Genomic DNA, 20,602 nt, shown 5'->3' with positions numbered 1-20,602 from the left:
GCCACGGCGTCAAGGCTACGCCCATGGGCGGGCCGGGAGGCGGTCCCGGCGCGGGCGCGTCCCGCGCCCGCCGGCGCGCGCCCGTCGGCGCGCGCCACGTCACCCGGCGTCACACCCGGCGCGCTCCCAGCCGGTCCCCCGTAGCCTCCTGCGCATGGATCTCGTGCCCGCACTCGTCGCCGGCATCGGCCTGCCGCTGGTCGCCACGGTGCTCGGACTGTTCGCGCGATCACGCGACGGCCGGCTCCGGGCGGTCCGATCCCGCTCCGCGACCGGCGACGCCGCGGCCGGGCTCGGCCTCGGGCCGGGATCGCTCGGCGCCGACGCGACGCTCGTGCAGTTCTCGACGGCCTACTGCAGCCGATGCCCGGGCACCGCCCGCGCCCTCGCCCGGTTCGCCGACGACCACCACGGCGACGTCCGGCACCTCGAGGTCGACCTCACCGACGACCCGGCGCTCGCCGCCAGGTTCGACGTGCGGCAGACGCCGACCGTGCTCGTGCTCGACCCGGCCGGCCACGCCGCCGGCCGGGTCGCCGGCGTGCCCCGCACCGCGGAACTCCGCGACCTCATCGACGACCTGACCCGGAGGAACCGTGTCCCCGAGCACGCCTGAGACCGCCACCGCCGCCACGCCGGCGCGGACCGGCATCGACCCGCGCGGACCGCGCTTCTCCGCGGCGATCACCGCGACGCTCCTCCTCGTCGCGGCGGTGCTCGGATTCGGCGGTGCGGATGCCGCCGCCCTCGCGTTGCTCGCCGCGCTCGCGCTGCTGTTCGCCTGGGGCGCGGCGGCCGGCGTGGCGCGGCATCCGTTCGGGATCCTCTTCCGCAGGCTGGTCCGGCCCCGGCTCGCGCCTCCGGTCGAGCTCGAGGATCCGCGGCCTCCGACGTTCGCGCTCCTCGTCGGCCTGCTGGTCACCGGGACGGGCGTCGTGCTCGGGCTGGCCGGGGTCGCCGCCGCGGTGCCCGCGGCCGCTGCCGTCGCGTTCATCGCGGCGTTCCTGAACGCCGTCTTCGGTTACTGCCTCGGATGCCAGGCGTACCTGCTGCTGGTCCGCGCCCGCGTCATCCGTCCGGCCCGATGACGCGCGGACGGACGAACCCGGCGCCGTCGCCGTCGGCTCGATAGGCTGGAGCCCCGGCTCGACGAGGAGGACCCATTGGCACTGACGAGCGAATCGACCACGGTCTGGACCGGAACCCTCTTCGAGGGCTCGGGCGTCACGCGCCTGGACTCCTCCAAGCAGGCCGAGTTCCCGGTCAACTGGAAGGCCCGCGCGGAGGGCGAGGCCGGTACGACCAACCCCGAGGAGCTGCTCGGGGCCGCCCACTCCGCGTGCTTCTCGATGTCGCTCTCGCTCGGCCTCGTCCAGGCCGGCCACACGCCCGAGAGCATCCAGACCACCGCGGCCGTCACGTTCCAGCCCGGTGAGGGCGTCACGGGCAGCCACCTGCTCGTGAGCGCGCGGGTGCCGGGGCTGTCCGAGTCGGAGTTCGAGCGCCTCGCCGAGGAGGCGAAGGCGAACTGCCCGATCTCCAAGGCGCTCGCGGGCATCCCGATCACGATCGAAGCCGAGCTCGCGTAGCGGTGCGCGTCCTCGTCGCCGGCGCATCCGGCTTCATCGGCACCGCCGTCGTCGCCCGCCTGGTCGACGCGGGGCACGAGGTCGTGCGCCTCGTCCGGCGACGTGCGACGGCTCCTGACGAACTCACGTGGTCGCCGGCTTCGGGGATCATCGACTTCACCGTGATGGATCGCACCGACGCGGTGCTGAACCTGTCGGGGGCGTCGATGACGCGGCTGCCGTGGACGCGCCGGTACCGAGACGAGATCCTCGAGTCGCGGGTGACGGCGACGCGGACGCTCGCCGACGCCATGCGGAAGTCGTCGTCTCCGCCGTCGGTCTTCCTCAGCGGCTCCGCCGTCGGCATCTATGGCGACCGCCCGGGCGAGCTCGTCACCGAGCACTCGAGCCCGGGCACCGGATTCCTGGCCGACGTCGTCGGCCGCTGGGAGGCGGCGGCTCGGCTCGCGCCGAAGGAGACCCGCACGGTCCTCCTGCGGACCGGGATCATCGTGGGTCGCGGCGGCGCGTTCAAGCCGATCATGCGCCTGACGCGGGCGGGGGTGTCCGGGCGGCTCGGCACCGGCGGGCAGTACTGGCCGTGGATCGCGCTCGACGACGAGGTGGGCGCCATCGTCCACCTGCTCGACTCGTCGGTCTCGGGCCCGGTCAACCTCGTCGGCCCGACTCCGGCGACCGCCGACCGGATCATGGCGGCGGTCGCCGAGCGGCTGAGCCGGCCGTACGCGATCCCGGTGCCCGAGGCGATCCTCAAGCTCGGCCTCGGGAACGCCGCCGACGACCTCCTGCTCTCGAGCCAGAAGGTCCGCCCGCAGCGACTCATCGACGACGGCTACCGCTTCCGCCACGTGACGGTCGAGTCGGCCATCGACGCGATGCTCAGTCCGGAGCGCGCTCCAGCTCGATAGCGCGGCGCACCGCGCGCCGAGCGCGCCGCCGGTCGCCCGCCGCGTCGTAGGCCAGCCCCAGCCGCAGCCAGGCGCGCCAGGAGTCGGGATCGGCCTCCACCGCCTCGCGGAACGCCGGGAAGGCCGCGTCGGCCGCGGCCCGCTCGGGCCGGCCGCTGGGGCGCACGGGGATGCCGAGGTCGAGGCCGCCCTCCTCCTCGAGCCGTCGGACGAGGCGCTGGGACCGCGAGCCGAACTGCAGTTCGCGCCAGATGGCCCAGGCCGCGAGCAGCGGGAGCAGGATGAGGGCGACGCCCATCGCGACCGCGACGGGCTCGCCGGTCTGGACGAACTGCACGGCGCGCCATCCGACCAGCACGAGGTAGACCGCGAGCAGCACCGCCATCACGACGGCGCCGACCCTCGCGCCGCTCATCGCGCTCCGGGCAGCTCGAGGCCGAGGAGCGCGTCGAGCCCGACGGTGACGCCCTCGGCGGTCGCGGCGCGTCGGAGTGCGAGCAGGATGCCGGTCTCGTAGGCCGACGACGAGATCGTCGAATGGGCGATCGTGAGGGTCTCGCCGTCTCCGCCGACGACGACGCGCTGCTCGGCGAGGAGGCCCGACATGCGGAGGCTGTGGACCGGGACGCCGGCGACGAGCTGCCCGCGGGCGCGCTGGTCGGCGTGCGGCGCCGCCACGGGTCCTGCGTCGCCGCGGGCCGCGGCGATCAGCTCGGCCGTGCGGACCGCCGTGCCGGAGGGCGAGTCGACCTTGCCGGCGTGGTGGGCCTCGATGATCTCGATCGAGTCGAAGTGGCGGGCCGCGAAGGCCGCGAACGCCGATCCGAGCACGCTGCCCACCGAGAAGTTCGGGACGAAGATCACGCCGGGTGCGTCGTCGTGGTCGCGGAGGCGCCGCTCGACCTCGGCGATGCGCTCGTTCGACCAGCCCGAGGTGCCGACGACCACGGCGGCGCCCGCTTCGATGGCCGCCTCGACGATCCCCTGGCTCGCCGCGGGGTGGGTGACATCCAGCACCACGTCGGCACCCTCGAGCTCGTCGAGGCTCGAGCTCGAGTCGAGTCCGGCGTGCAGCTCGAGGTCGTCCGCCTCCTCGATCAGCCTGAGAGCCAGCCGCCCCATCTTCCCGGTCGCCCCGGCCACCGCCACCCTGATCGTCACGTCGATCACCCTAGCAATCCGCCGCGGCGCCGCCCTCGGGGAAGCGGCGCGACCGGGGTCGCGGCCGCCGTAGGCTGGGCGGATGCTGCGCTATCGCGACGCCGCCGTGACCGACCCCGACGCGCACCGCCTCATCGGCGACTACTTCGCCGAACGAGCGGCGGGGTTCCCGGCCGAGCAGGGCGCGTACCGGCCGACGTGGCCGGATCCGGCCGGCTTCACGCCGCCCGCCGGCGTCTTCCTCGTGGTCGAGGACGAGGCCGGCGAGCCGGTCGGGTGCGGCGGGGTGCGGCGCATCGCCGACGCCGACGACGGCTCGCTCCGCTACGAGGTGAAGCACCTCTGGCTCTCCCCCGCGGGCCGGGGCCGCGGCGAGGGTCGCCGGCTCCTGGCGGAGCTCGAGCGGCGCGCGGCCGCCTTCGGCGCCCGCGAGCTCGTGCTCGACACGAACGCGAGCCTCGAGGCCGCGGGCGGGCTCTACCGATCGAGCGGGTACGTCGACATCCCGCCGTACAACGACAACCCGAACGCGACGAACTGGTACGGCAAGCGGGTCTGATCCGCGCCGGGTCGGCGGGAGCGCCGGCTCAGAGGGAGTACAGGTCGGGCAGGCCGGTGCGCAGCTCGGGCGGCAGGTGCGCGAGGTCGTTGTGCACGACGAGGCTCCACGGGCGCCCCGGCGCGCGCTGGGTGAGCACGGTGAGACCGCAGTTGGCCTGGTTGATCGTGACCCAGCGCCACTCGGGGGCTCCGAGCACCTCACGGACGAACCAGCCGATCACGAAGTTGTGGGTGATGAGCAGGTCGTGGCGATCCTCGCGGTGCGAGCTGAGGAACTCGGACCGCGCGTCGGCCATCTGCGCCCGGCCCGCCTCGAAGTCGAGCTCGGAGTAGGAACCGAAGAACGGGGCGTAGGCGGCCGGCGTCTCCGGGTCGGGCCCGGAGGGGATGCAGTCGAACAGGAGCGCCGACGGTTCGGGCTTCAGGGCGGGGAGCTTCCCGGCGATGATCCGGGCGGTCTCGGCCGCGCGCTGCAGCGGCGAGTGCCAGGCGTGGTCGAACGGGATGCCGCCGAGGCGTTCGGCGAGCAGTTCGGCCTGGCGACGGCCGCGCGGGGACAGCGGGCCGTCGGGCAGGCCGTGCTCGGCATCGAGCTGCTCGCCGTGGCGTACGAGGTACAGGTGGTGGGGCACGTCGGGTCCTGGGTGGGTTCGGTCGTCGCTCAGGCGACGTCGGTTCGGGGGTCGGAGTCGTCGACGATGGGACGGAAGGCGTGCTCGTCGACCGGGCCGACGGCGACGAGCGACATCGGGCGGCCGGCGAGCTCGGCGGCGAGGGCCTGCACGTCGTCGGCGGTGACGCGCGCCACCCGCCGGAGCGCCTCGTCGAGGTCGACGAACTCGCCGAGGGCCAGCTCCGCGCGGCCGAGCCGCGACATCCGCGTGTCGGAGTCCTCGAGGGCGAGCGCCGATGCCCCGCCGAGGTAGCCGACCGCGCGCTCCATCTCGTCGGCGCTGACGCCGTGGTGCGCGAGCCGCTCGAGCTCGGTGCGCATGAGCGCGGCGACGGTCGCCGCGTTCTTCGGCGCGCATCCGGCGTACATGCCGAAGACGCCCGCGTCGGAGTACCCGGGCGCGAAGGAGTACACCGAGTAGGCCAGGCCCCGTCGTTCGCGGATCTGCTGGAACAACCGCGACGACATGCCGGAGCCGAAGACCGTGTTGAGGACGCTCAGCACGGCGCGCCGCTCGTCGGTGGCCACGAGGCCCGGCATGCCGAGCACGAGGTTCACCTGCTCGTTGGGCTTCTCGACGACGGTCAGCCCGCTCGAGTCGAACGGCGCCTCCACGCTGGTGGCGCGGCGCTCGACGGGCGCGGCCTCGTCGCCGAGCCGCCACCCGGCGCCTCCGAGCGCGGTGCGCAGGTCGTCGACCACCCGGTCGTGGTCGACCGCGCCGGCCACCGTCACGACGAGGTCCTGCGGCCGGTAGTTCGTCCGGTAGTGCTCCCAGACCGCGTCGCGGCTCGCCGCCGCGATCGCGTCGGGATCGCCGCCGATCGGCCTGGCCAGCGGATGCCGCCCGAGGACCGCCTCGAAGAACCGCTCGCTCGCGACGTCCGCCGGGTCGTCGCCGGCCATCGCGAGCTCCTCGAGGATGACCCGCCGCTCGCTCTCGAACTCCTCCGGGTCGAGGATCGAGGACGTGAACATGTCGGCGAGGACCTCGACCGCCATGGGCAGGTCGCGATCCTGCACCTTCGCGTAGTAGCAGGTGTACTCCTTCGCGGTGACGGCGTTGTGCTCGCCGCCGACCGCGTCGAAGGCGATCGCGATGTCGAGCGCGCTGCGGCGCTCGGTGCCCTTGAAGAGCAGGTGCTCGAGGAAGTGGGTCGAGCCGAAGGTGGCGGGGTGCCCCGACTCCGACGGATGCTCGTCGCGCGAGCCGACGGCGACCCAGAAGCCGATCGTGGCGCTGCGGCTGCCGGGCACGCGCTCGCTGAGCACTCGGATGCCGGAGGGCAGGACCGTGCGGCGGACCAGGGTGTCGCCCGCGGCGCGGAACTCGAGCTCGGGCATGCCGAGGGGGAGGTCGACGGCGCCGTTCACCCCTCCAGCCTATGTCACGGCTCGCCGCGGCGATCGGCGCCCGGACTCAGGACGAGGCGCGATCCAGCTCGACGAGCTCCGACCGGTGCAGGATGAGGGACGACGCGGCCATGAGCGCGTCGACGGCTTCGGGTCGGCGGGCTGCGGCGATGGGCGCGACGACGGTCGGCCGCGCGAGCAGCCAGGCGACGGCCACGGCGGTCGGCGTGGTGTCGTGCGCCGCGGCGACCCGCTCGAGGACGTGGTGCACCCGGATGCTCCGGCGTCCGAGTTCCCGCGCCCGCTTCCGATCGCGCCGGTCGTGCCGGGCGTCGGCGCGGGCGCGTCCGACGACGCCCGCGATGCCCTCCCCGACCGCGAGGTCGGGCAGCACGGCGAGGCCCTGGGCGTGCGCGACGAGTTCCGAGGCGGACTCGGACCCGCTCGGTTCCGCGAGGTCGTCGCGGGTGACGAGCACCTCGAATCGCGGGAGTCCGTTCGCGGCCAGCACGCGAGCCTCCAGGAGCCGCTCGGGGGAGAACCCGGCGGCGCCGATGGCCCGCACCTTGCCCGCCGTGATGAGGGCGTCGACCGCGCCGAGGCGCTCCTCGAGCGGATCGGCGGGGTCGTCGCCGTCGAGGCAGAGGAGGTCGACGCGCTCGGCTCGCAGCCGGCGCAGCGATGCGTCGACGGCGGCCGCGATGGTCGAGTCCCGACCGGTGCGCGCCTCCGCCCGCCCCGCGCGGACCATGACGCGCATGCGGTCGTGCGTGCCGCGTGCGTCCAGCCACTCGCCGACCAGGCGCTCGGTGCGGCCGGCATCGGCGTCGCCCGGGACGTCGGCGGCGTCGATGAGGGTGCCCCCGAGGGCGGCGAAGCGATCGAGCACGCCGGACGCCATCTCGGGGTCGGCGTCGATCGCGAGCCGTCCGGCGGCGAGCACGAGCGGGTGCACCCGGATGCCGGAGTGGCCGAGGGCGACCGTCTGCGGCACCGTGATCGGGCCGGAGAGGGCGTTCGTGTCGATCTCGGCGGTCGCGGCGCGTCCGAGCGTCGGCGCCGCCTCGCCCTCGGCGGGTCGTGCCCCGTGCAGTGCGTGCTTCGCTGCCACGCGATCCTCCTCCCCAGGATTGACATCGACGCTACGTGCCCCGGCGGGCCGGCTCCGACCGCAGCGGCGAAGCGTTACCGAACCGTTGGCGAACATCGTCGCGCCGCTCCCGGCGCGCCGCATCATCCGTTCGGATGACCCGGCGGACCGCGCTCCTTGACGCGCGATTGAACACTCGTTTAGATTGCTGAACGTGCGTTCAATCTCGTCGCAGGACGCGACCACGGCGGCCCGGATCCGCGGCGCGGCGGTCGCACGGTTCGGCGCTCGCGGCTTCGCACGCACGAGCGTGCGCGAGATCGCCGCCGACGCGGGCGTCAGCCCGGGCCTGGTGATCCACCACTTCGGCTCGAAGGACGGCTTGCGCCGGGCGTGCGACGAATGGCTGGTCGGGCAGCTCATGGGCGAGAAGGCGCGGCTCGGCGACGCCTCGGTCGCGTCGAGCATCCGCGAGTGGCTCGACGACCCGGGCCGCTTCCGCGAGCGGCTCGACTACATGGCGATGATGCTCGCAGACGGCACCGAGGGCGGGGCGCGCCTGTTCGACCTGCTGCTGGCGGAGACCGGGTCCATGCTCGCCGAGGGCGTCGCGTCGGGCGCGATGCAGGAGAGCTCCGACCCCGAGCTGCGCGCCCTGCTGGTCACCGTCTCCGGGCTCGCGCCGCTCCTGCTGCGCGAGCACCTCGCGCGCAGCCTCGGCGCGCCCCTCGACGACCCCCGGACCGTGCGGCGGCTGACCCTGCCCACCCTCGAGCTGTACACGCACGGCCTGTACGCCGACTCCCGGATCCTCGACGCGGCGCGCGCCGCGATCGCCGACGCCGGCACCGGGCACGCCTCGACGCATCCGGAGGCCGCGACCCCCGCCGAGCGGGTGCGCTCGGACAAGGGCGCCGGCAACCCGAACCAGGACCCCGACCCGCCGATCGACGACGACGACGACGCGCGCGGCTGACGCGCGCCATCCGCTCTCATCGACTTCGGAAGGACGAACATGGACACCACCACCGACGCCGCGGTCACGACCCGCGGTCTCGTCAAGCGCTACGGCGCCAGCACCGCCCTGCACGGCATCGACCTCGACATCCCGCGCGGCAGCGTGTTCGGGATGATCGGTCCGAACGGCGCGGGCAAGACCACCACCATGCGACTGCTGCTCGACATCCTCCGGCCCACCGCCGGCGAACTCCGCGTGCTCGGCGAGTCGCCGCGAGACGGCGGGGCGTCGCTCAGGCGCCGCATCGGCTACCTCCCGGGCGAGCTGCACCTCGGCACGCGCGTGAAGGGCCGCGACCTCCTGGCGCACTACGCGGAGATCTCCGGCCCGGTTCGCAAGGGCGCCGTCGACGATCTCGCGGACCGGCTCGGCGTCGACCTCGGCCGCCCCGTGCGCAGCCTGTCCAAGGGCAACAAGCAGAAGGTCGGCCTGATCCAGGCCTTCATGCACGAACCCGAACTGCTCGTGCTCGACGAGCCGACGAGCGGCCTCGACCCGCTCGTCCAGCAGGAGTTCCACGCGATGCTCCGCGAGGCGAACGCGAAGGGGCAGACCGTGTTCCTCAGCTCGCACGTGCTGAGCGAGGTGCAGCAGACCGCGCACGAGATCGCGATCATCAAGGAGGGGCGCATCATCGAGCGCGCGACCGTCGCCGCGCTGCGCGAGAACGCGCTGCACCACGTCAAGGTCGTGGTGGCCGAGTCGGATGCCGCCGACGCGCGATCCACGCTCGACGCGCTGCCCGGCGTGGCCGGTCTCGCGGAGGCGCCGAACGGCCCGGGCACGGTCGCCCTCACCGCGACGCTCGACTCCCACGTCGACGCGTTCGTCAAGGCGGTCGCGCGCCTGGCCATCGTCGACCTGTCGATCGAGGAGCCGGATCTGGAGGAGATGGTGCTCGCGTACTACGGCACCGACGTCTCCTCGACCGCGGAACCCGTCGAGGCGGACCGGAAGGCGGCCGAGCGATGAACCGCGTGCTCCCCCTCTTCCGCCGTTCGATGTCCGACGGATGGCGCGGCCTCGCCGGCTGGACGATCGGGATCCTCGCCGCGCTGTTCCTCTACCTGCCGCTGTACCCGTCGTTCGGAGGCAACGGCCAGATGCAGCAGATCATCGACACGCTGCCGCCCGAGCTGGTCAGGTCGCTGAACTACGACCAGATCGGCTCGGGACCGGGGTACGCGCAGGCGACGTTCTACGGCCTCATCGGCTTCGTGCTCCTCACGATCGCGGCCGTCGGATGGGGCAGCCAGGCGATCGCGAACGACGAGGAGAACGGCCAGCTGGAGCTCACGCTCGCCCACGGCGTGCTCCGCGGGCAGCTCCTCGCCGAGCGCGCGGCGGCGGTGCTCGTCAAGCTCCTCTGGCTCGCCGTCGTGAGCGTCGTCGTCGTCATGGTCCTGAACGAGCCCGCCGAGCTCGGCGTCGAGTTCGGCAACCTGGTCGCGACCGCGGTCGCCTTCCTCGGCCTGGTCTCGTTGTCCGCGGCCGCGGCGATCGGCATCGGCGCCGTCACGGGCCGGCGGTCCTGGGCGGTCGGCGCCGGGGCGGGCGTCGCCGTGTACGCATACGCGCTCAACGCGCTCGGCAACCAGAGCGACGACCTCTCGTGGCTGCACGACTGGTCGCCCTACAGCTGGGCCTACGGCGACTCGCCGATCCTCAACGGGTGGAACGGCACGATCTGGCTGAACTACGCCGTCATCGCCGTCCTGCTCGTGGTCGGCTGGGTGGTGTTCCGGCGACGCGACGTCGCGGTCTGACCGAGCGGATGCCGCGGCTCGCGCCCGCCGAGGGCGCATGCCGCGGCATCCGTCGCCCTACCGACCGACCTTGCCGAACAGGCCCGCGATCGGCGCGAGCACCGTCGGGCGGGCGGCGACCCATGCCGCCGCGATGACGACCAGCGAGGCGACGAAGAGCCAGAAGCCGAGCCAGCCGTCGGAGTCCTGCGCGGCGTACATGTGGTTGAGGTTGCGCAGCGCCCCGGTGAGGAGCACGAGGGTGACGTGCACGACGATGAACCCGACGAAGTAGAGCATGACCGGGAAGTGCACGGCGCGGGCCCATTCCACCGGGTAGGCCCGGTTGAGCGTCGTCGCGCCCTTCGGCCAGAGGCCCGACATCCGCACGCCGGTGACGGCGGCGAGCGGCGCCGCGATGAAGATCGTCACGAAGTACGCGAGCACCTGGAGGCTGTTGTAGTTGACCCAGCCGTCCTCGAGCGGCCAGTCGAGCGAGAGGTACTGCAACCCGGCCGAGATCGCGTTGGGCACGATCTCCCAGCTCGTCGGCACCACGCGCATCCACTGCCCCGTCGCGAACAGCAGCACCACGAAGACGAGTCCGTTGACGAACCACAGCAGGTCGAGCGACTGGTGGAACCAGAGGGTGAGGCTGATCCTCCCCTGCCCGCCCTTCGACCAGCGCGGCGTCCAGGACGCCGGTGGTCGTCGCTCCGTGCGCACCTGCAGGCCCGACCTGATGATCAGCACGATGAGGAAGACGTTGAAGAAGTGCTGCCAGCCGAGCCACGCCGGGAGCCCGACCGGCGCCCCCTCGGGCAGGGGCGTCTCGCCGGGGTAGGTCGCCATGAAGTCCTGCATGAAGTCCAGGCCGAGGAACCACCTCGTGAGCTGCACGACGACGGTCGCGGCGCCGATGATCGCGAGGACGCCGACGACGGATGCGGCGGCCCACTGCCTCACCGTCAGCGGGCCGTACCGTCGCGCCTCCGGCGCCGACGCCGGCTCCGGCGCGGACACCGGCGCGGGCGCCCGTGCGGGCGCAGGCGCCGGCTCCGGCGCGGATACCGGTGCCGGCGCGGGCTGCGCCGCAGGTGCCGGCTCCGGCACCCGGGCCGGCGCGGGCGCGACCTCGGCAGGAACGGCGGCGGCCACCTCGGGGACACCGGTTCCCTCGACGGACGCGTCCGGTTCCGCGGGCGCGGGCGCCGGGGCGGGTTCCACGGCGGCATCCGCCGCCGCGTCCCGAGGTGGCGCGGGCGCTGCGACGCGAGCCGCCGTCGCCGCGGGCCACGGGTCTCCTCCCGCCACGCGCGGGAGGCCGCGGCGGAGCCCGGAGCCGGCGGCCGGTGCCGGGGCGTCCGAAGCCATCGGGGGCTGCGGAGCGACGACCGGCTCGGCAGCCGCCTCGACGACGGGTTCGGCGACGCCCTCCGGCGCCGCGCCGGGCTGGGAACCGGTCGTCGGTGCGGCGGCCGCCTGCGGCGTCTCGACCGCGTCCGGCCACGGCCGGCCGCCGCGAACGCGCGGAAGGCCGCGTCGGAGCCCGCGAACCGCCGCTGCGGTCGCCGTCGACGCGGCGACCGGGTCGGTCGTCGCCGCAGGCTGCGGCGTCTCGACCGGTTCCGGCGTCGCGACGGGCGCCGGCGCTCCAGTCACCGGCGCTTCAGCCGCCGGCCGGGCGGGGGACGCCTGCGCGACGGGCGCGTCGGCCCGCTCCGCCGGGCCGACGGTGCCCGCGGGCGGCCAGGGCTCGCCCCCGCGTCGGCGCGGCAGTCCCCGGCGCACGTTCCCCACGGCGGTCACGGTCACCGCTTCCGTTCGGCGAGCGCGTCGATCAGCTGCGGAACGACCGTGAAGACGTCGCCGACGACGCCGAAGTCGGCGACGTCGAAGATGGGCGCGTCGGGATCCTTGTTGACGGCGACGATGTTCTTCGCGGTCTGCATGCCGGCCCGGTGCTGGATCGCACCGGAGATTCCGAGGGCGATGTAGAGCTGCGGCGAGACCGAGACCCCGGTCTGGCCGACCTGCATGGTCGCCGGGACGTAGCCGGCGTCGACGGCCGCGCGCGACGCGCCGACCGCGGCGCCGAGGGCGTCGGCCAGCTCCTCGACGAGTGCGAACTTCTCGGCCGACCCGAGACCGCGACCGCCCGAGACCACTCGCTTCGCGCCCCGCAGTTCCGGCCGGCCCGAGGTCGCGGCGACGGCCTCGACCGACTCGATGGAGGCGGACGGCGCTCCCGACGCCGGCACCTCGATCGTCTCCAGCGCGACCGGTCGCGCCTCGGCACGACCGTCGATCGCGCCCTGGCGGACGGTGACCACCAGTGGCCCGAAGGTCGCTGCGGAGTCGACGTTGTAGGCGCCGCCGTAGACGGAGTGGTGGGCGAGCACGCCCTCGTCGTCGCGCGAGACGCCGACCGCGTCCACGGCGAGCGGTGCGCCGGTGCGGGCCGCGAAGCGCCCGGCGACGTCGCGACCGTCGATCGAGTTCGGCACGAGCACCGCCTCCGCGGCGGTCAGCGTCATCGCCGCGGCGAGCGCGTCGACGTGCGGGACCGTGAGCTCGGAGGTCGCGGACGCGGTCTCCGCGGCGAGGACCCGATCGGCTCCGAGCGCCGCGGCCTGCTCGGCGAGCGCCTGCGCGCCGCCCGGGGCCGTGACGACGAGTGCGATCGGAGTGCCGATGCGGGATGCGGCCGAGAGCAGGCCGGAGGCGCTCGTGGCGAGTTCGCCGTTCGCCGCCGTCTCGAGGACGACGAGGATGGAGTCAGCAGGGTAGTCGGTCACGATCGTCCTCTCAGACCAGGCGGTTCTCGATCAGGAACTCCGCGATCCTCGCGCCGGCGTCGCCTTCGTCGGTGATCTTGGTCCCCGACGCGCGCGGCGGCTTCTCCGCGACCGAGGTCATGATCGACCAGGGAACGGACAGGTCGTCGGGTTCGATGCCGAGATCGGCGGCGCCGATCGTCTCGAACGGCTTCTTCTTCGCGGCCATGATCCCCTTGAAGTTCGGGAAGCGGGCGTCGGGAAGCGCCTCGGTGATCGACACGACCGCGGGCAGGGGTGCACTCACCCGCATCGTCCCGCCCTCGACGGCGCGCGTCCCCGACACCGAGGTCTCGCCGATCTCGACGGATGCGAGCCCCGTGGCGTTCGGTACGCCGAGGAGCTCGGCCAGCATCGCGGGGATGACGCCTCCGCTGCCGTCGGTCGAGAGGTTGCCGGTGATCACCAGGTCGAACCCGGTGCGGCGGATCGCCGCCGCGAGGGTGCGAGCGGTCAGCCCGAGGTCGGCGGCGGCCAGTGCCGGGTCGGCGATGTGGACGGCCGATCCGGCTCCCATGGCCAGGCCCTTGCGGATCGTCGTCGCGGCGCTCTCGGGCCCCATCGACATGACCACCACCTCGGTGCCGTCGTGGGCGTCGGCGTGGGCGAGCGCCACCTCGAGCGCCCGCTCGCCGATCTCGTCGAGCACCACCTCGCCGGCGGCGCGATCGGCGAGTCCCGTCTCCAGGTCGAGCTTGCGCTCGCCCCAGGTGTCGGGCACCTCCTTCACGAGGACGATGATCTTCATCTGGCGTCTGTCCCTCCATCGATTGCGGTTCGCGCACGTCGCATGATCGCCTCGGCCTGCCGCATGAGCGGTGCGTCGACCATCTGCCCGCGGAACGCGAACACGCCCTGCTCCTCGCGCACGGCGGCCTCGGCGAGCAGGGTGCGCGCCCACTCCAGTCGTTCCGGGGTCGGCGCGTACGCCGACCTCACCACGTCGACCTGGGCCGGATGCACGCAGGCCGTGGCAGCGAAGCCGAGCGCCGCGGCGTCCTCCGCCTCGGCACGGAGGCCCTCCGCGTCGGCGAGGTCGAGGTGCACCGCGTCGATCGCCGCCACGCCGTGCGCTCCCGCCGCGAGCAGCACCTGGGACCTGGCGTGTCGCGCGACGTCGCGGTAGCGGCCGTCCGGGAAGCGGCTGGACGCGCCGCCGAGCGACGCGACGAGGTCCTCCGCGCCCCACATGAGCGCGCTGACGATCGGCACCGAGGCGAGGCCGGGCGCGGCCAGCACGCCCCGCGCGGTCTCGCACAGCGCGATCACGTCGAAGTCCTCGAGGGCGACGAGGTCGGCCGTGCCCTCGCACTTGGCGAGCATCACGGTCCGATACGAGGTGCGGCGGAGCGCCGCGACGTCGTCGGCCAGGTGCGGCGTGGACGCCGGGTTGACCCGGACGATCACGCGGGCCGGATCGAGCGGGTTCGCGACCAGCGATTCGCGCGCCGCCGACTTCGCGGTCTCGGCCACCGCGTCCTCGAGGTCGAGGATCACCGCGTCGGCCCGTTCGATCGCCTTGGCGTACCGGTCGGGCCGGTCGGCCGGGCAGAACAGCAGTGCGGGCCCGAAGGGGAACGGCGGGTGCGTCATCCGTCGGCCCCGCCATCGGCTCGCGAACGGCGCTCGCCCGCCTCCCGCGTCCAGACCAGCATGGTCCGCGAGGCGGTCGCGACCACCTCGCCGTCCTGGTTCCGGGCGGTGTGCGCGAGCACGACGACGCCCTCGCCGGGCCGAGACGACGACAGGCGCTTCGACTCGACGACGCTCTCGCCGTAGAGCGTGTCGCCCACGAAGACGGGGTTCGGGAACGCGACCGCTCCGAAGCCGAGGTTGGCCACGAGGGTCCCCTGCGTGAGCTGCCCCACGGACTGCCCGACGAGGGTCGACAGCGTGAAGAGCGAGTTCACGAGGATCCGGCCGAAGGGCTGGCGCGCCGACCACGCGGCGTCGAGGTGGAGCGGCTGGGGGTTCATGGTGAGCGTCGTGAACAGCACGTTGTCGGCCTCCGTCACGGTGCGGCCGGGGCGGTGCAGGTACCGCACGCCCTCCTCGAACTCCTCGAACCAGAGCCCGCGTTGCACGACCTCGCGCATCGCGCCATCCGTCATGGCACTCCCTCCCTCCGGTCGCCGTGCCTCGCTACGCCGCCAGCCCGAGCTCGCGCGCGATGACCATGAGCTGCACCTCGTTGGTGCCCTCGCCGATCTCGAGGATCTTCGAGTCACGATAGTGCCGCGCGACGGTCGTCTCGTTCATGAAGCCCATGCCGCCGAAGATCTGGGTGGCGTCGCGCGCGTTCAGCATGGCCGCGTCGCTCGAGACCAGCTTCGCGATCGCGGCCTCCTTCTTGAACGGGAGCCCCGCGTCGGCGCGTCGCGCGGCATCGTGCCAGGCGAGGCGGGCGGTGTGCACGCGGGCCTGCATCCCCGCGATCGTGAACGCGATGTGCTGGTGGCTCGCGATGGGCACGCCGAACACGTTCCGGGTCTTCGCGTACGCCATGGCCTCGTCGAGGCAGCCCTGCGCCGCGCCGGTGGCGAGCGCGGCGATGGCGATGCGCCCCTCGTCGAGTGCGCGGAGGAAGTTCGCGAAGCCGCGGCCGCGTTCGCCGAGGAGGTTCCCGGCCGGAACGCGGACGTCGTCGAAGGTCAGCGGGTGGGTGTCCGAGGCGCGCCATCCGGACTTGTCGTAGCCCGGTCCCACGGTGAACCCGGGCGTGCCGTTCGGGATGATGATCGTGGACAGCTCCTTGGAGGTGGAGCCGTCGGCCCGCGTGCGCTCACCGGTCACCGCGGTGACGGTGACGAAGCGCGTGATCGGCGTGCCCGAGTTGGTGATGAACTGCTTGGAGCCGTTGACGACCCACTCGTCGCCGTCGAGCACGGCGGTCGTGCGGGTGGCGCCCGCGTCCGATCCGGCCTCGGGCTCGGTGAGGCCGAAGCCGCCGAGCGCGCGTCCGGCCACGAGGTCGGGCAGGTACTCGGCCTTCTGCTCGTCGGTGCCGTGGCGGAAGATCGGCATGGCGCCCAGGCCCACTCCGGCCTCGAGCGTGATCGCGACCGACTGGTCCACGCGGGCGAGCGCCTCGATCGCGAGGCACAGCGCCATGTAGTCGCCGCCCTGTCCCCCGACCTCCTCGGGGAACGGCAGCCCGAACAGCCCGAGCTCGCCCATCTGCGCGACGACGTCCATCGACAGCTCGTGGGTGCGGTCGGCCTCGTAGGCCTGCGGGGCGACGACGGTGTCGGCGAACTCGCAGACCATGTCGTACAGCTGCTGTTCCTCGTCGGTCAGGTCGTGCATGGTGCTCCTCATTCCTGGTGGGATGCGTTCGGGACGGCGGCGTCGTGGGCGCCGGCCCGGGGTCGGTGGTCGGATGCCGCGGGGCCGGCGGCCTCGTCCTCGGCGGGTTCGATGCGGGCGACGACCTGGTCGCGCGCGACCTGGTCGCCCTCGGCGACGCGGAGGCGGACGATGCCCGGGACGGTCGCGACCACGCGGTGCTCCATCTTCATCGCCTCGATCGCGAGCACGGCCCGGCCCGCTTCGACGCGGTCGCCGTCGGCGAGGAGGAGGGTCGTCACGCTGCCCGGCATCGGGGCGCGCAGGTCGGGGTCGGCCGTGCCGCCGCGCTCGAGCTGTGCGAGGCGATCGGCGAGCGCGGCGCGGCGGTCGGCGTGCGGCACCGCGCGTGCGCGTCCGTCCAGGTGGACCCATGCCGTGCCGTCGTCGGCGAACCGCACGGTCGCGCGCTCCGAGGCGGCCGCCGCGCGGGCGTCGCGCTCGGCAGGGCCGCCGCCACCGCCGAGCCGCCATCCGCGCTCGCGCTCCCACGCGCCGGCGCCCGCGGCCGCGACGCGGGCGGCACGATCGCGGGCGAGGCGCGCGACCTCGGCGTGGAGGTCGGCTGCGTCCTCCTCCTGATCGGCGGCCCCGTCCGGGGCGACGGGTGCGTCGGCGTCCTGGAGGCGATCGATGAGTCCCGTGTCGAGGTGTCCTGCACGGACGTCGGGGTGCGCGAGCAGCGTGCGCAGGAACGCGATGTTCGATTCGACGCCGAGCAGGACGGTGTCGGCGAGCGCGGCGTCGAGCCGGTCGAGGGCCTCGGCGCGGTCGTCGCCGAACGCGATCACCTTGGCGATCATCGGGTCGTAGTCGGCCGTGACGCGCTGGCCCTCGCGGATTCCCGCGTCCACGCGGACGCCGTCGCCCGCGGGCGGACGCCATGCGAGCACCTCGCCGGTCGAGGGCAGGAATCCGCGCTCCGGGCTCTCCGCGTAGACGCGCGCCTCGACGGCGTGGCCGGCCATCCGCACGTCCGACTGGGCGAGCGCGAGCGGCTCCCCCGCGGCGATCCGCAGCTGCTGCTCGACGAGGTCGACGCCGGTGACGAGCTCGGTCACCGGGTGCTCCACCTGCAGTCGGGTGTTCATCTCGATGAAGAAGAACTCGTCGGGGGCGGCATCCGATACGAGGAACTCGACGGTGCCGGCGCCGAGGTAGTCGACGCTCCGGGCGGCGTCGCACGCGGCCCGGCCGATGCGCTCGCGCGTGGCGGCGTCCAGCAGGGGCGACGGCGCCTCCTCGACGACCTTCTGGTGCCGGCGCTGCAGCGAGCACTCGCGCTCGCCGAGGTGGATCACACCGCCGTGGGCGTCGGCGAGCACCTGCACCTCGATGTGCCGCGGCGTGTCGATGAAGCGCTCGAGCAGGAGCGTGTCGTCGCCGAACGCGGCGCGCGCGACGCGGCGCGCGGCGGGCAGCGCGTGCTCGAGCTCGGACTGGTCGCGGGCGACCTGCATGCCCTTGCCGCCGCCGCCCGCGGACGGCTTCACGAGGATCGGGAAGCCGATGAGCGGCGCCGCGTCGAGCAGCTCGTCGTCGGTCGCGTCGGGCTCGCTGATCCCGGGCACGACGGGCACGCCCGACTCGGCGACGTGCCGCTTCGCCCGGATCTTGTCGCCCATGACCTCGAGGGCGAGTCCGCCGGGGCCGACGAAGACGATGCCGGCCTCGGCGCAGGCCCGGCCGAAGGCGGCGTTCTCGGAGAGGAACCCGTAGCCCGGGTGGATCGCCTGCGCGCCCGTGTCGAGCGCCGCCCGCACGATGCGAGCGGGGTCGAGGTAGCTCTCGGACGCCGCGGCAGGGCCGATGCGCACGGCCTCGTCGGCGAGCGCCACGTGGGGCGCGTCGGCATCGGCGTCGGAGTGCACGGCGATGGCGTGGATGCCCAAGCGCTTCAGGGTGCGGATGACGCGGACGGCGATCTCGCCGCGGTTCGCGACGAGCACGCGGTCGAACGGGCGGGACGTCGTGCGGGTGGTGGGCTGCGTCATCCGGTCACATCCTGAACAGGCCGAAGCGGGGCTCGGGCAGCGGCGTGCGGCTGGCGAGCTCGAGGGCGAGGGCGAGCACGGTGCGGGTGTCGCCGGGCGCGATGACGCCGTCGTCCCACAGGCGCGAGGTCGAGTGGTAGGGGCTGCCCTGCGCCTCGTACTGGGCGCGCACGGGCGACTTGAACGCCTCCTCGGCGTCGGCCGGCCACTCCTCGCCGCGGACGGCCATCTGGTCGCGCTTGACCGTCGAGAGCACGGATGCCGCCTGCTCGCCGCCCATCACGGAGATGCGCGCGTTCGGCCACATCCAGAGGAACCGCGGCGAGTAGGCGCGTCCGCACATCGAGTAGTTGCCGGCGCCGAAGGAGCCGCCGATCACGACCGTGAACTTCGGAACGCGGGTCGTCGCGACGGCGGTGACCATCTTGGCACCGTGCTTGGCGATGCCGCCGGCCTCCGCGTCGCGGCCGACCATGAAGCCCGAGATGTTCTGCAGGAACAGCAGCGGGATGCCGCGCTGGTCGCAGAGCTCGATGAAGTGCGCGCCCTTCATGGCCGACTCGCTGAAGAGCACCCCATTGTTCGCGACGATGCCGACGGGATGACCGTCGATCCAGGCGAAGCCCGCGACGAGCGTGTCGCCGTACTCCTTCTTGAACTCGTGGAACTCGCTGCCGTCGACGAGCCGGGCGATCACCTCGCGCACGTCGTACGGCTGCTGCACGTCGACGGGCACGGCCGCGGTCAGGGTCGCCGGGTCGACCGCGGGCTCGCGCGGCTCGCGCACGGCCCAGGCCCGGTCGGGCAGCGGCGGCAGGGTCGTGAGGATGTCGCGCACGAGCTCGAGCGCGTGCTCGTCGTCCTCGGCGAGGTGGTCGGTGACCCCGGAGGTGCGGGCGTGCAGTTCGCCGCCGCCGAGCTCCTCGGGGGTCACGACCTCGCCGATCGCGGCCTTCACGAGGGGCGGTCCGCCGAGGAAGATCGTTCCCTGGTCGCGCACGATCACGGTCTCGTCGCTCATCGCGGGGACGTAGGCGCCGCCCGCGGTGCAGGAGCCCATGACGGCGGCGATCTGCGGAATGCGCCGTGCGGAGAGGTTCGCCTGGTTGTAGAAGATCCGGCCGAAGTGGTCGCGGTCGGGGAAGACCTCGTCCTGCTTCGGGAGGAACGCGCCGCCGGAGTCGACGAGGTAGACGCACGGCAGGCGGTTCTCGAGGGCGACCTCCTGCGCTCGGAGGTGCTTCTTCACCGTCATCGGGTAGTACGTGCCGCCCTTGACGGTCGCGTCGTTGCAGACGACCATCACGGGTCGGCCGTGCACGAGCCCGACCCCGGCGATGACGCCGGCGGCGGGGGTGTCGTCGTCGTAGAGGTCTCCCGCCGCGAGCGGTGCGAGTTCGAGGAACGGGCTTCCCTCGTCGAGCAGTCGCTCGACCCGGTCGCGCGGCAGCAGCTTGCCGCGGGCGACGTGACGGTCGCGGGATGCCTCGGGGCCGCCGAGGGCGGCGACGCGCAGCTTCTCGCGGAGCTCGTCGGCCAGGGCGGCGTGGGCGTCGGCGTTCGCGCGGGCGGCGTCGGAGGCCGCGTCGACCGCGCTCGTGATGGTGTGCATCCGCTCCCGTTCCGCCTCTCCGTCGTGGCGTGACCGCGAGCGCTTCGGTGAACGCCCGCTAACCGGGATTCATGTTAGCGACCATTCACCGAGTTGCGCAACCGCAGCGGTCACCCCGCCGCCGCGAGCCCGCGCAACAGGTGATCGAGCCCGAACTCCCATGCGTCGTCGATCGAGCCGCCGAGGCGGAACGCGCCCGCGAGCTCCATGCTGACGAAGCCGTGCATCCACGCCGTGATCGTGCGCGCCGACTCGAGCGCGCGCCCGTCGCCCGAGAGGCGCCGCGCCGCCTCGAGGATCGCGGCGCTCGCCTGCTCCAGGGCCGCTCCCCCGGCCCGCGCGGCGTCGGGCAGCGGCCCGAAGACGAGGCCGTACCCGTGCGGATGCTCGTGCGCATAGGCGCGAGCGGATGCCGCGATCGCGCGGACGGCCCGGACCGGATCGGCCTCGGCGGCCAGGACCCGGTCCATCCGCTCGCCGAGCCCGACCGCGACGTCCTCGGCGACGAGCCGCACGAGCGCATCGCGGTCGCGAAGGTGCTTGTACAGCGACGGCGCGCGCACGCCGAGCTCGGCGGCGACCGCCTGCATCGTGAGGCCGGGCTGCCCCTCGCGCTCGAGGATCCCGCGCGCAGCGACGCGCAGCGTTTCAGGGGTGACCTTCGCGGGTGCCGGCATGTCCGCCTCCTCCATGGCTATTGACACTAGCCATCATAG

22 protein-coding genes are annotated in these 20,602 nt (G+C 73.8%); 8 read left to right on the top strand and 14 right to left on the bottom strand.

From position 1 onward, the window contains the following. The first annotated feature begins 154 nt into the window (after positions 1-154). The 4 genes from ACUY4T_RS13160 (at position 155) to ACUY4T_RS13145 (ending at position 2,497) form a co-directional block, all read left to right on the top strand. Positions 155-616: a thioredoxin family protein gene (locus ACUY4T_RS13160; RefSeq protein ID WP_446019414.1), complete on the top strand. Its 462-nt coding sequence runs from the start codon at positions 155-157 to the stop codon at positions 614-616. Then, complete coding sequence (locus ACUY4T_RS13155) at positions 597-1,088, top strand: DUF4395 domain-containing protein (RefSeq protein ID WP_446019413.1); 492 nt, start codon at positions 597-599, stop codon at positions 1,086-1,088. The genes ACUY4T_RS13160 and ACUY4T_RS13155 overlap by 20 nt, the downstream gene beginning before the upstream one ends. Positions 1,089-1,163: 75 nt before the next feature. Next, positions 1,164-1,589, top strand: coding sequence for an OsmC family peroxiredoxin (locus ACUY4T_RS13150; RefSeq protein WP_446019412.1), 426 nt, complete (start codon positions 1,164-1,166; stop codon positions 1,587-1,589). 2 nt (positions 1,590-1,591) lie between these two features. Further along, complete coding sequence (locus tag ACUY4T_RS13145) at positions 1,592-2,497, top strand: TIGR01777 family oxidoreductase (RefSeq protein WP_446019411.1); 906 nt, start codon at positions 1,592-1,594, stop codon at positions 2,495-2,497. On the opposite strand, the gene ACUY4T_RS13140 is transcribed toward ACUY4T_RS13145, so the two are convergent. Together ACUY4T_RS13140 and dapB are read right to left on the bottom strand one after the other, a co-directional pair. Next, positions 2,469-2,912 (bottom strand): tetratricopeptide repeat protein, encoded by a 444-nt coding sequence (locus ACUY4T_RS13140; protein WP_446019410.1) that lies wholly within the window; start codon positions 2,910-2,912, stop codon positions 2,469-2,471. The two genes, ACUY4T_RS13145 and ACUY4T_RS13140, sit on opposite strands and share 29 nt — an antisense overlap. Continuing rightward, positions 2,909-3,658 carry a 4-hydroxy-tetrahydrodipicolinate reductase gene (dapB, locus tag ACUY4T_RS13135; protein ID WP_446019409.1) on the bottom strand — a complete coding sequence of 250 codons (750 nt, stop codon included), beginning with the start codon at positions 3,656-3,658 and terminating at the stop codon, positions 2,909-2,911. Before dapB ends, ACUY4T_RS13140 begins: the two co-directional genes overlap by 4 nt. An 82-nt stretch (positions 3,659-3,740) precedes the next feature. Between dapB and ACUY4T_RS13130 the strand changes: the two genes are divergently transcribed. Then, the gene (locus ACUY4T_RS13130; RefSeq protein WP_446019408.1) at positions 3,741-4,217 is read left to right on the top strand and encodes a GNAT family N-acetyltransferase; all 477 of its coding nucleotides are present in this window, start codon (positions 3,741-3,743) and stop codon (positions 4,215-4,217) included. Positions 4,218-4,245: 28 nt separating this feature from the next. Here ACUY4T_RS13130 and ACUY4T_RS13125 read toward each other — a convergent pair whose 3' ends face one another. The 3 genes from ACUY4T_RS13125 to ACUY4T_RS13115 all read right to left on the bottom strand — a co-directional run bounded on the left by ACUY4T_RS13125 (position 4,246) and on the right by ACUY4T_RS13115 (position 7,356). Continuing rightward, complete coding sequence (locus ACUY4T_RS13125; protein ID WP_446019407.1) at positions 4,246-4,851, bottom strand: histidine phosphatase family protein; 606 nt, start codon at positions 4,849-4,851, stop codon at positions 4,246-4,248. A gap of 29 nt (positions 4,852-4,880) precedes the next feature. Continuing rightward, the gene (locus tag ACUY4T_RS13120; protein ID WP_446019418.1) at positions 4,881-6,236 is read right to left on the bottom strand and encodes a M16 family metallopeptidase; all 1,356 of its coding nucleotides are present in this window, start codon (positions 6,234-6,236) and stop codon (positions 4,881-4,883) included. Positions 6,237-6,312: 76 nt separating this feature from the next. Beyond that, positions 6,313-7,356 (bottom strand): aldo/keto reductase, encoded by a 1,044-nt coding sequence (locus ACUY4T_RS13115; RefSeq protein WP_446019406.1) that lies wholly within the window; start codon positions 7,354-7,356, stop codon positions 6,313-6,315. A 193-nt stretch (positions 7,357-7,549) separates the two neighbouring features. Here ACUY4T_RS13115 and ACUY4T_RS13110 point away from each other — a divergent pair, with 193 nt between their 5' ends. Genes ACUY4T_RS13110 through ACUY4T_RS13100 form a run of 3 tightly spaced genes read left to right on the top strand, consistent with a single transcriptional unit; the run spans position 7,550 to position 10,119 of the window. Further along, positions 7,550-8,311 (top strand): TetR/AcrR family transcriptional regulator, encoded by a 762-nt coding sequence (locus tag ACUY4T_RS13110; protein ID WP_446019405.1) that lies wholly within the window; start codon positions 7,550-7,552, stop codon positions 8,309-8,311. 39 nt (positions 8,312-8,350) lie between these two features. Further along, positions 8,351-9,325 (top strand): ABC transporter ATP-binding protein, encoded by a 975-nt coding sequence (locus ACUY4T_RS13105; protein ID WP_446019404.1) that lies wholly within the window; start codon positions 8,351-8,353, stop codon positions 9,323-9,325. Next, positions 9,322-10,119 carry an ABC transporter permease subunit gene (locus ACUY4T_RS13100; RefSeq protein ID WP_446019403.1) on the top strand — a complete coding sequence of 266 codons (798 nt, stop codon included), beginning with the start codon at positions 9,322-9,324 and terminating at the stop codon, positions 10,117-10,119. The genes ACUY4T_RS13105 and ACUY4T_RS13100 overlap by 4 nt, the downstream gene beginning before the upstream one ends. 57 nt (positions 10,120-10,176) lie before the next feature. Here ACUY4T_RS13100 and ACUY4T_RS13095 read toward each other — a convergent pair whose 3' ends face one another. The 9 genes from ACUY4T_RS13095 to ACUY4T_RS13055 form a co-directional block, all read right to left on the bottom strand. Beyond that, positions 10,177-11,064: a cytochrome b/b6 domain-containing protein gene (locus ACUY4T_RS13095; protein ID WP_446019402.1), complete on the bottom strand. Its 888-nt coding sequence runs from the start codon at positions 11,062-11,064 to the stop codon at positions 10,177-10,179. A gap of 845 nt (positions 11,065-11,909) precedes the next feature. Further along, the gene (locus ACUY4T_RS13090; protein WP_446019401.1) at positions 11,910-12,896 is read right to left on the bottom strand and encodes an electron transfer flavoprotein subunit alpha/FixB family protein; all 987 of its coding nucleotides are present in this window, start codon (positions 12,894-12,896) and stop codon (positions 11,910-11,912) included. 10 nt (positions 12,897-12,906) lie between these two features. Further along, complete coding sequence (locus ACUY4T_RS13085) at positions 12,907-13,683, bottom strand: electron transfer flavoprotein subunit beta/FixA family protein (protein ID WP_446019400.1); 777 nt, start codon at positions 13,681-13,683, stop codon at positions 12,907-12,909. Continuing rightward, entirely contained in the window at positions 13,680-14,528 is an 849-nt protein-coding gene (locus ACUY4T_RS13080; protein ID WP_446019399.1) for an HpcH/HpaI aldolase/citrate lyase family protein, read from the bottom strand. The genes ACUY4T_RS13085 and ACUY4T_RS13080 overlap by 4 nt, the downstream gene beginning before the upstream one ends. Then, the gene (locus ACUY4T_RS13075; protein ID WP_446019398.1) at positions 14,525-15,046 is read right to left on the bottom strand and encodes a MaoC family dehydratase; all 522 of its coding nucleotides are present in this window, start codon (positions 15,044-15,046) and stop codon (positions 14,525-14,527) included. The genes ACUY4T_RS13080 and ACUY4T_RS13075 overlap by 4 nt, the downstream gene beginning before the upstream one ends. A 31-nt stretch (positions 15,047-15,077) precedes the next feature. After that, positions 15,078-16,241: an acyl-CoA dehydrogenase family protein gene (locus ACUY4T_RS13070; protein WP_446019397.1), complete on the bottom strand. Its 1,164-nt coding sequence runs from the start codon at positions 16,239-16,241 to the stop codon at positions 15,078-15,080. Positions 16,242-16,249: 8 nt separating this feature from the next. Next, on the bottom strand, positions 16,250-18,274 hold the full coding sequence (locus ACUY4T_RS13065) for an acetyl/propionyl/methylcrotonyl-CoA carboxylase subunit alpha (RefSeq protein ID WP_446019396.1): 2,025 nt from the start codon (positions 18,272-18,274) through the stop codon (positions 16,250-16,252). 4 nt (positions 18,275-18,278) lie between these two features. Then, on the bottom strand, positions 18,279-19,886 hold the full coding sequence (locus ACUY4T_RS13060; RefSeq protein ID WP_446019395.1) for a carboxyl transferase domain-containing protein: 1,608 nt from the start codon (positions 19,884-19,886) through the stop codon (positions 18,279-18,281). Positions 19,887-19,996: 110 nt separating this feature from the next. After that, entirely contained in the window at positions 19,997-20,563 is a 567-nt protein-coding gene (locus ACUY4T_RS13055; RefSeq protein ID WP_446019394.1) for a TetR/AcrR family transcriptional regulator, read from the bottom strand. Positions 20,564-20,602 lie beyond the last annotated feature (39 nt).

It is taken from the genome of Agromyces arachidis (assembly GCF_052805135.1).
Note: the sequence above shows the minus strand (reverse complement) of the source record. Positions and strands in the feature narration are given on the sequence as shown.

Coding starts and splice junctions, on each gene's coding strand:
- ACUY4T_RS13160 (WP_446019414.1), top strand. CDS start 155: ATGGATCTCGTGCCCGCACTCGTCGCCGGCATCGGCCTGCCGCTGGTC.
- ACUY4T_RS13140 (WP_446019410.1), bottom strand. CDS start 2,912: ATGAGCGGCGCGAGGGTCGGCGCCGTCGTGATGGCGGTGCTGCTCGCG.
- ACUY4T_RS13130 (WP_446019408.1), top strand. CDS start 3,741: ATGCTGCGCTATCGCGACGCCGCCGTGACCGACCCCGACGCGCACCGC.
- ACUY4T_RS13120 (WP_446019418.1), bottom strand. CDS start 6,236: ATGCCCGAGCTCGAGTTCCGCGCCGCGGGCGACACCCTGGTCCGCCGC.
- ACUY4T_RS13105 (WP_446019404.1), top strand. CDS start 8,351: ATGGACACCACCACCGACGCCGCGGTCACGACCCGCGGTCTCGTCAAG.
- ACUY4T_RS13100 (WP_446019403.1), top strand. CDS start 9,322: ATGAACCGCGTGCTCCCCCTCTTCCGCCGTTCGATGTCCGACGGATGG.
- ACUY4T_RS13085 (WP_446019400.1), bottom strand. CDS start 13,683: ATGAAGATCATCGTCCTCGTGAAGGAGGTGCCCGACACCTGGGGCGAG.
- ACUY4T_RS13080 (WP_446019399.1), bottom strand. CDS start 14,528: ATGACGCACCCGCCGTTCCCCTTCGGGCCCGCACTGCTGTTCTGCCCG.
- ACUY4T_RS13075 (WP_446019398.1), bottom strand. CDS start 15,046: ATGACGGATGGCGCGATGCGCGAGGTCGTGCAACGCGGGCTCTGGTTC.
- ACUY4T_RS13070 (WP_446019397.1), bottom strand. CDS start 16,241: ATGCACGACCTGACCGACGAGGAACAGCAGCTGTACGACATGGTCTGC.
- ACUY4T_RS13065 (WP_446019396.1), bottom strand. CDS start 18,274: ATGACGCAGCCCACCACCCGCACGACGTCCCGCCCGTTCGACCGCGTG.
- ACUY4T_RS13060 (WP_446019395.1), bottom strand. CDS start 19,886: ATGCACACCATCACGAGCGCGGTCGACGCGGCCTCCGACGCCGCCCGC.
- ACUY4T_RS13055 (WP_446019394.1), bottom strand. CDS start 20,563: ATGCCGGCACCCGCGAAGGTCACCCCTGAAACGCTGCGCGTCGCTGCG.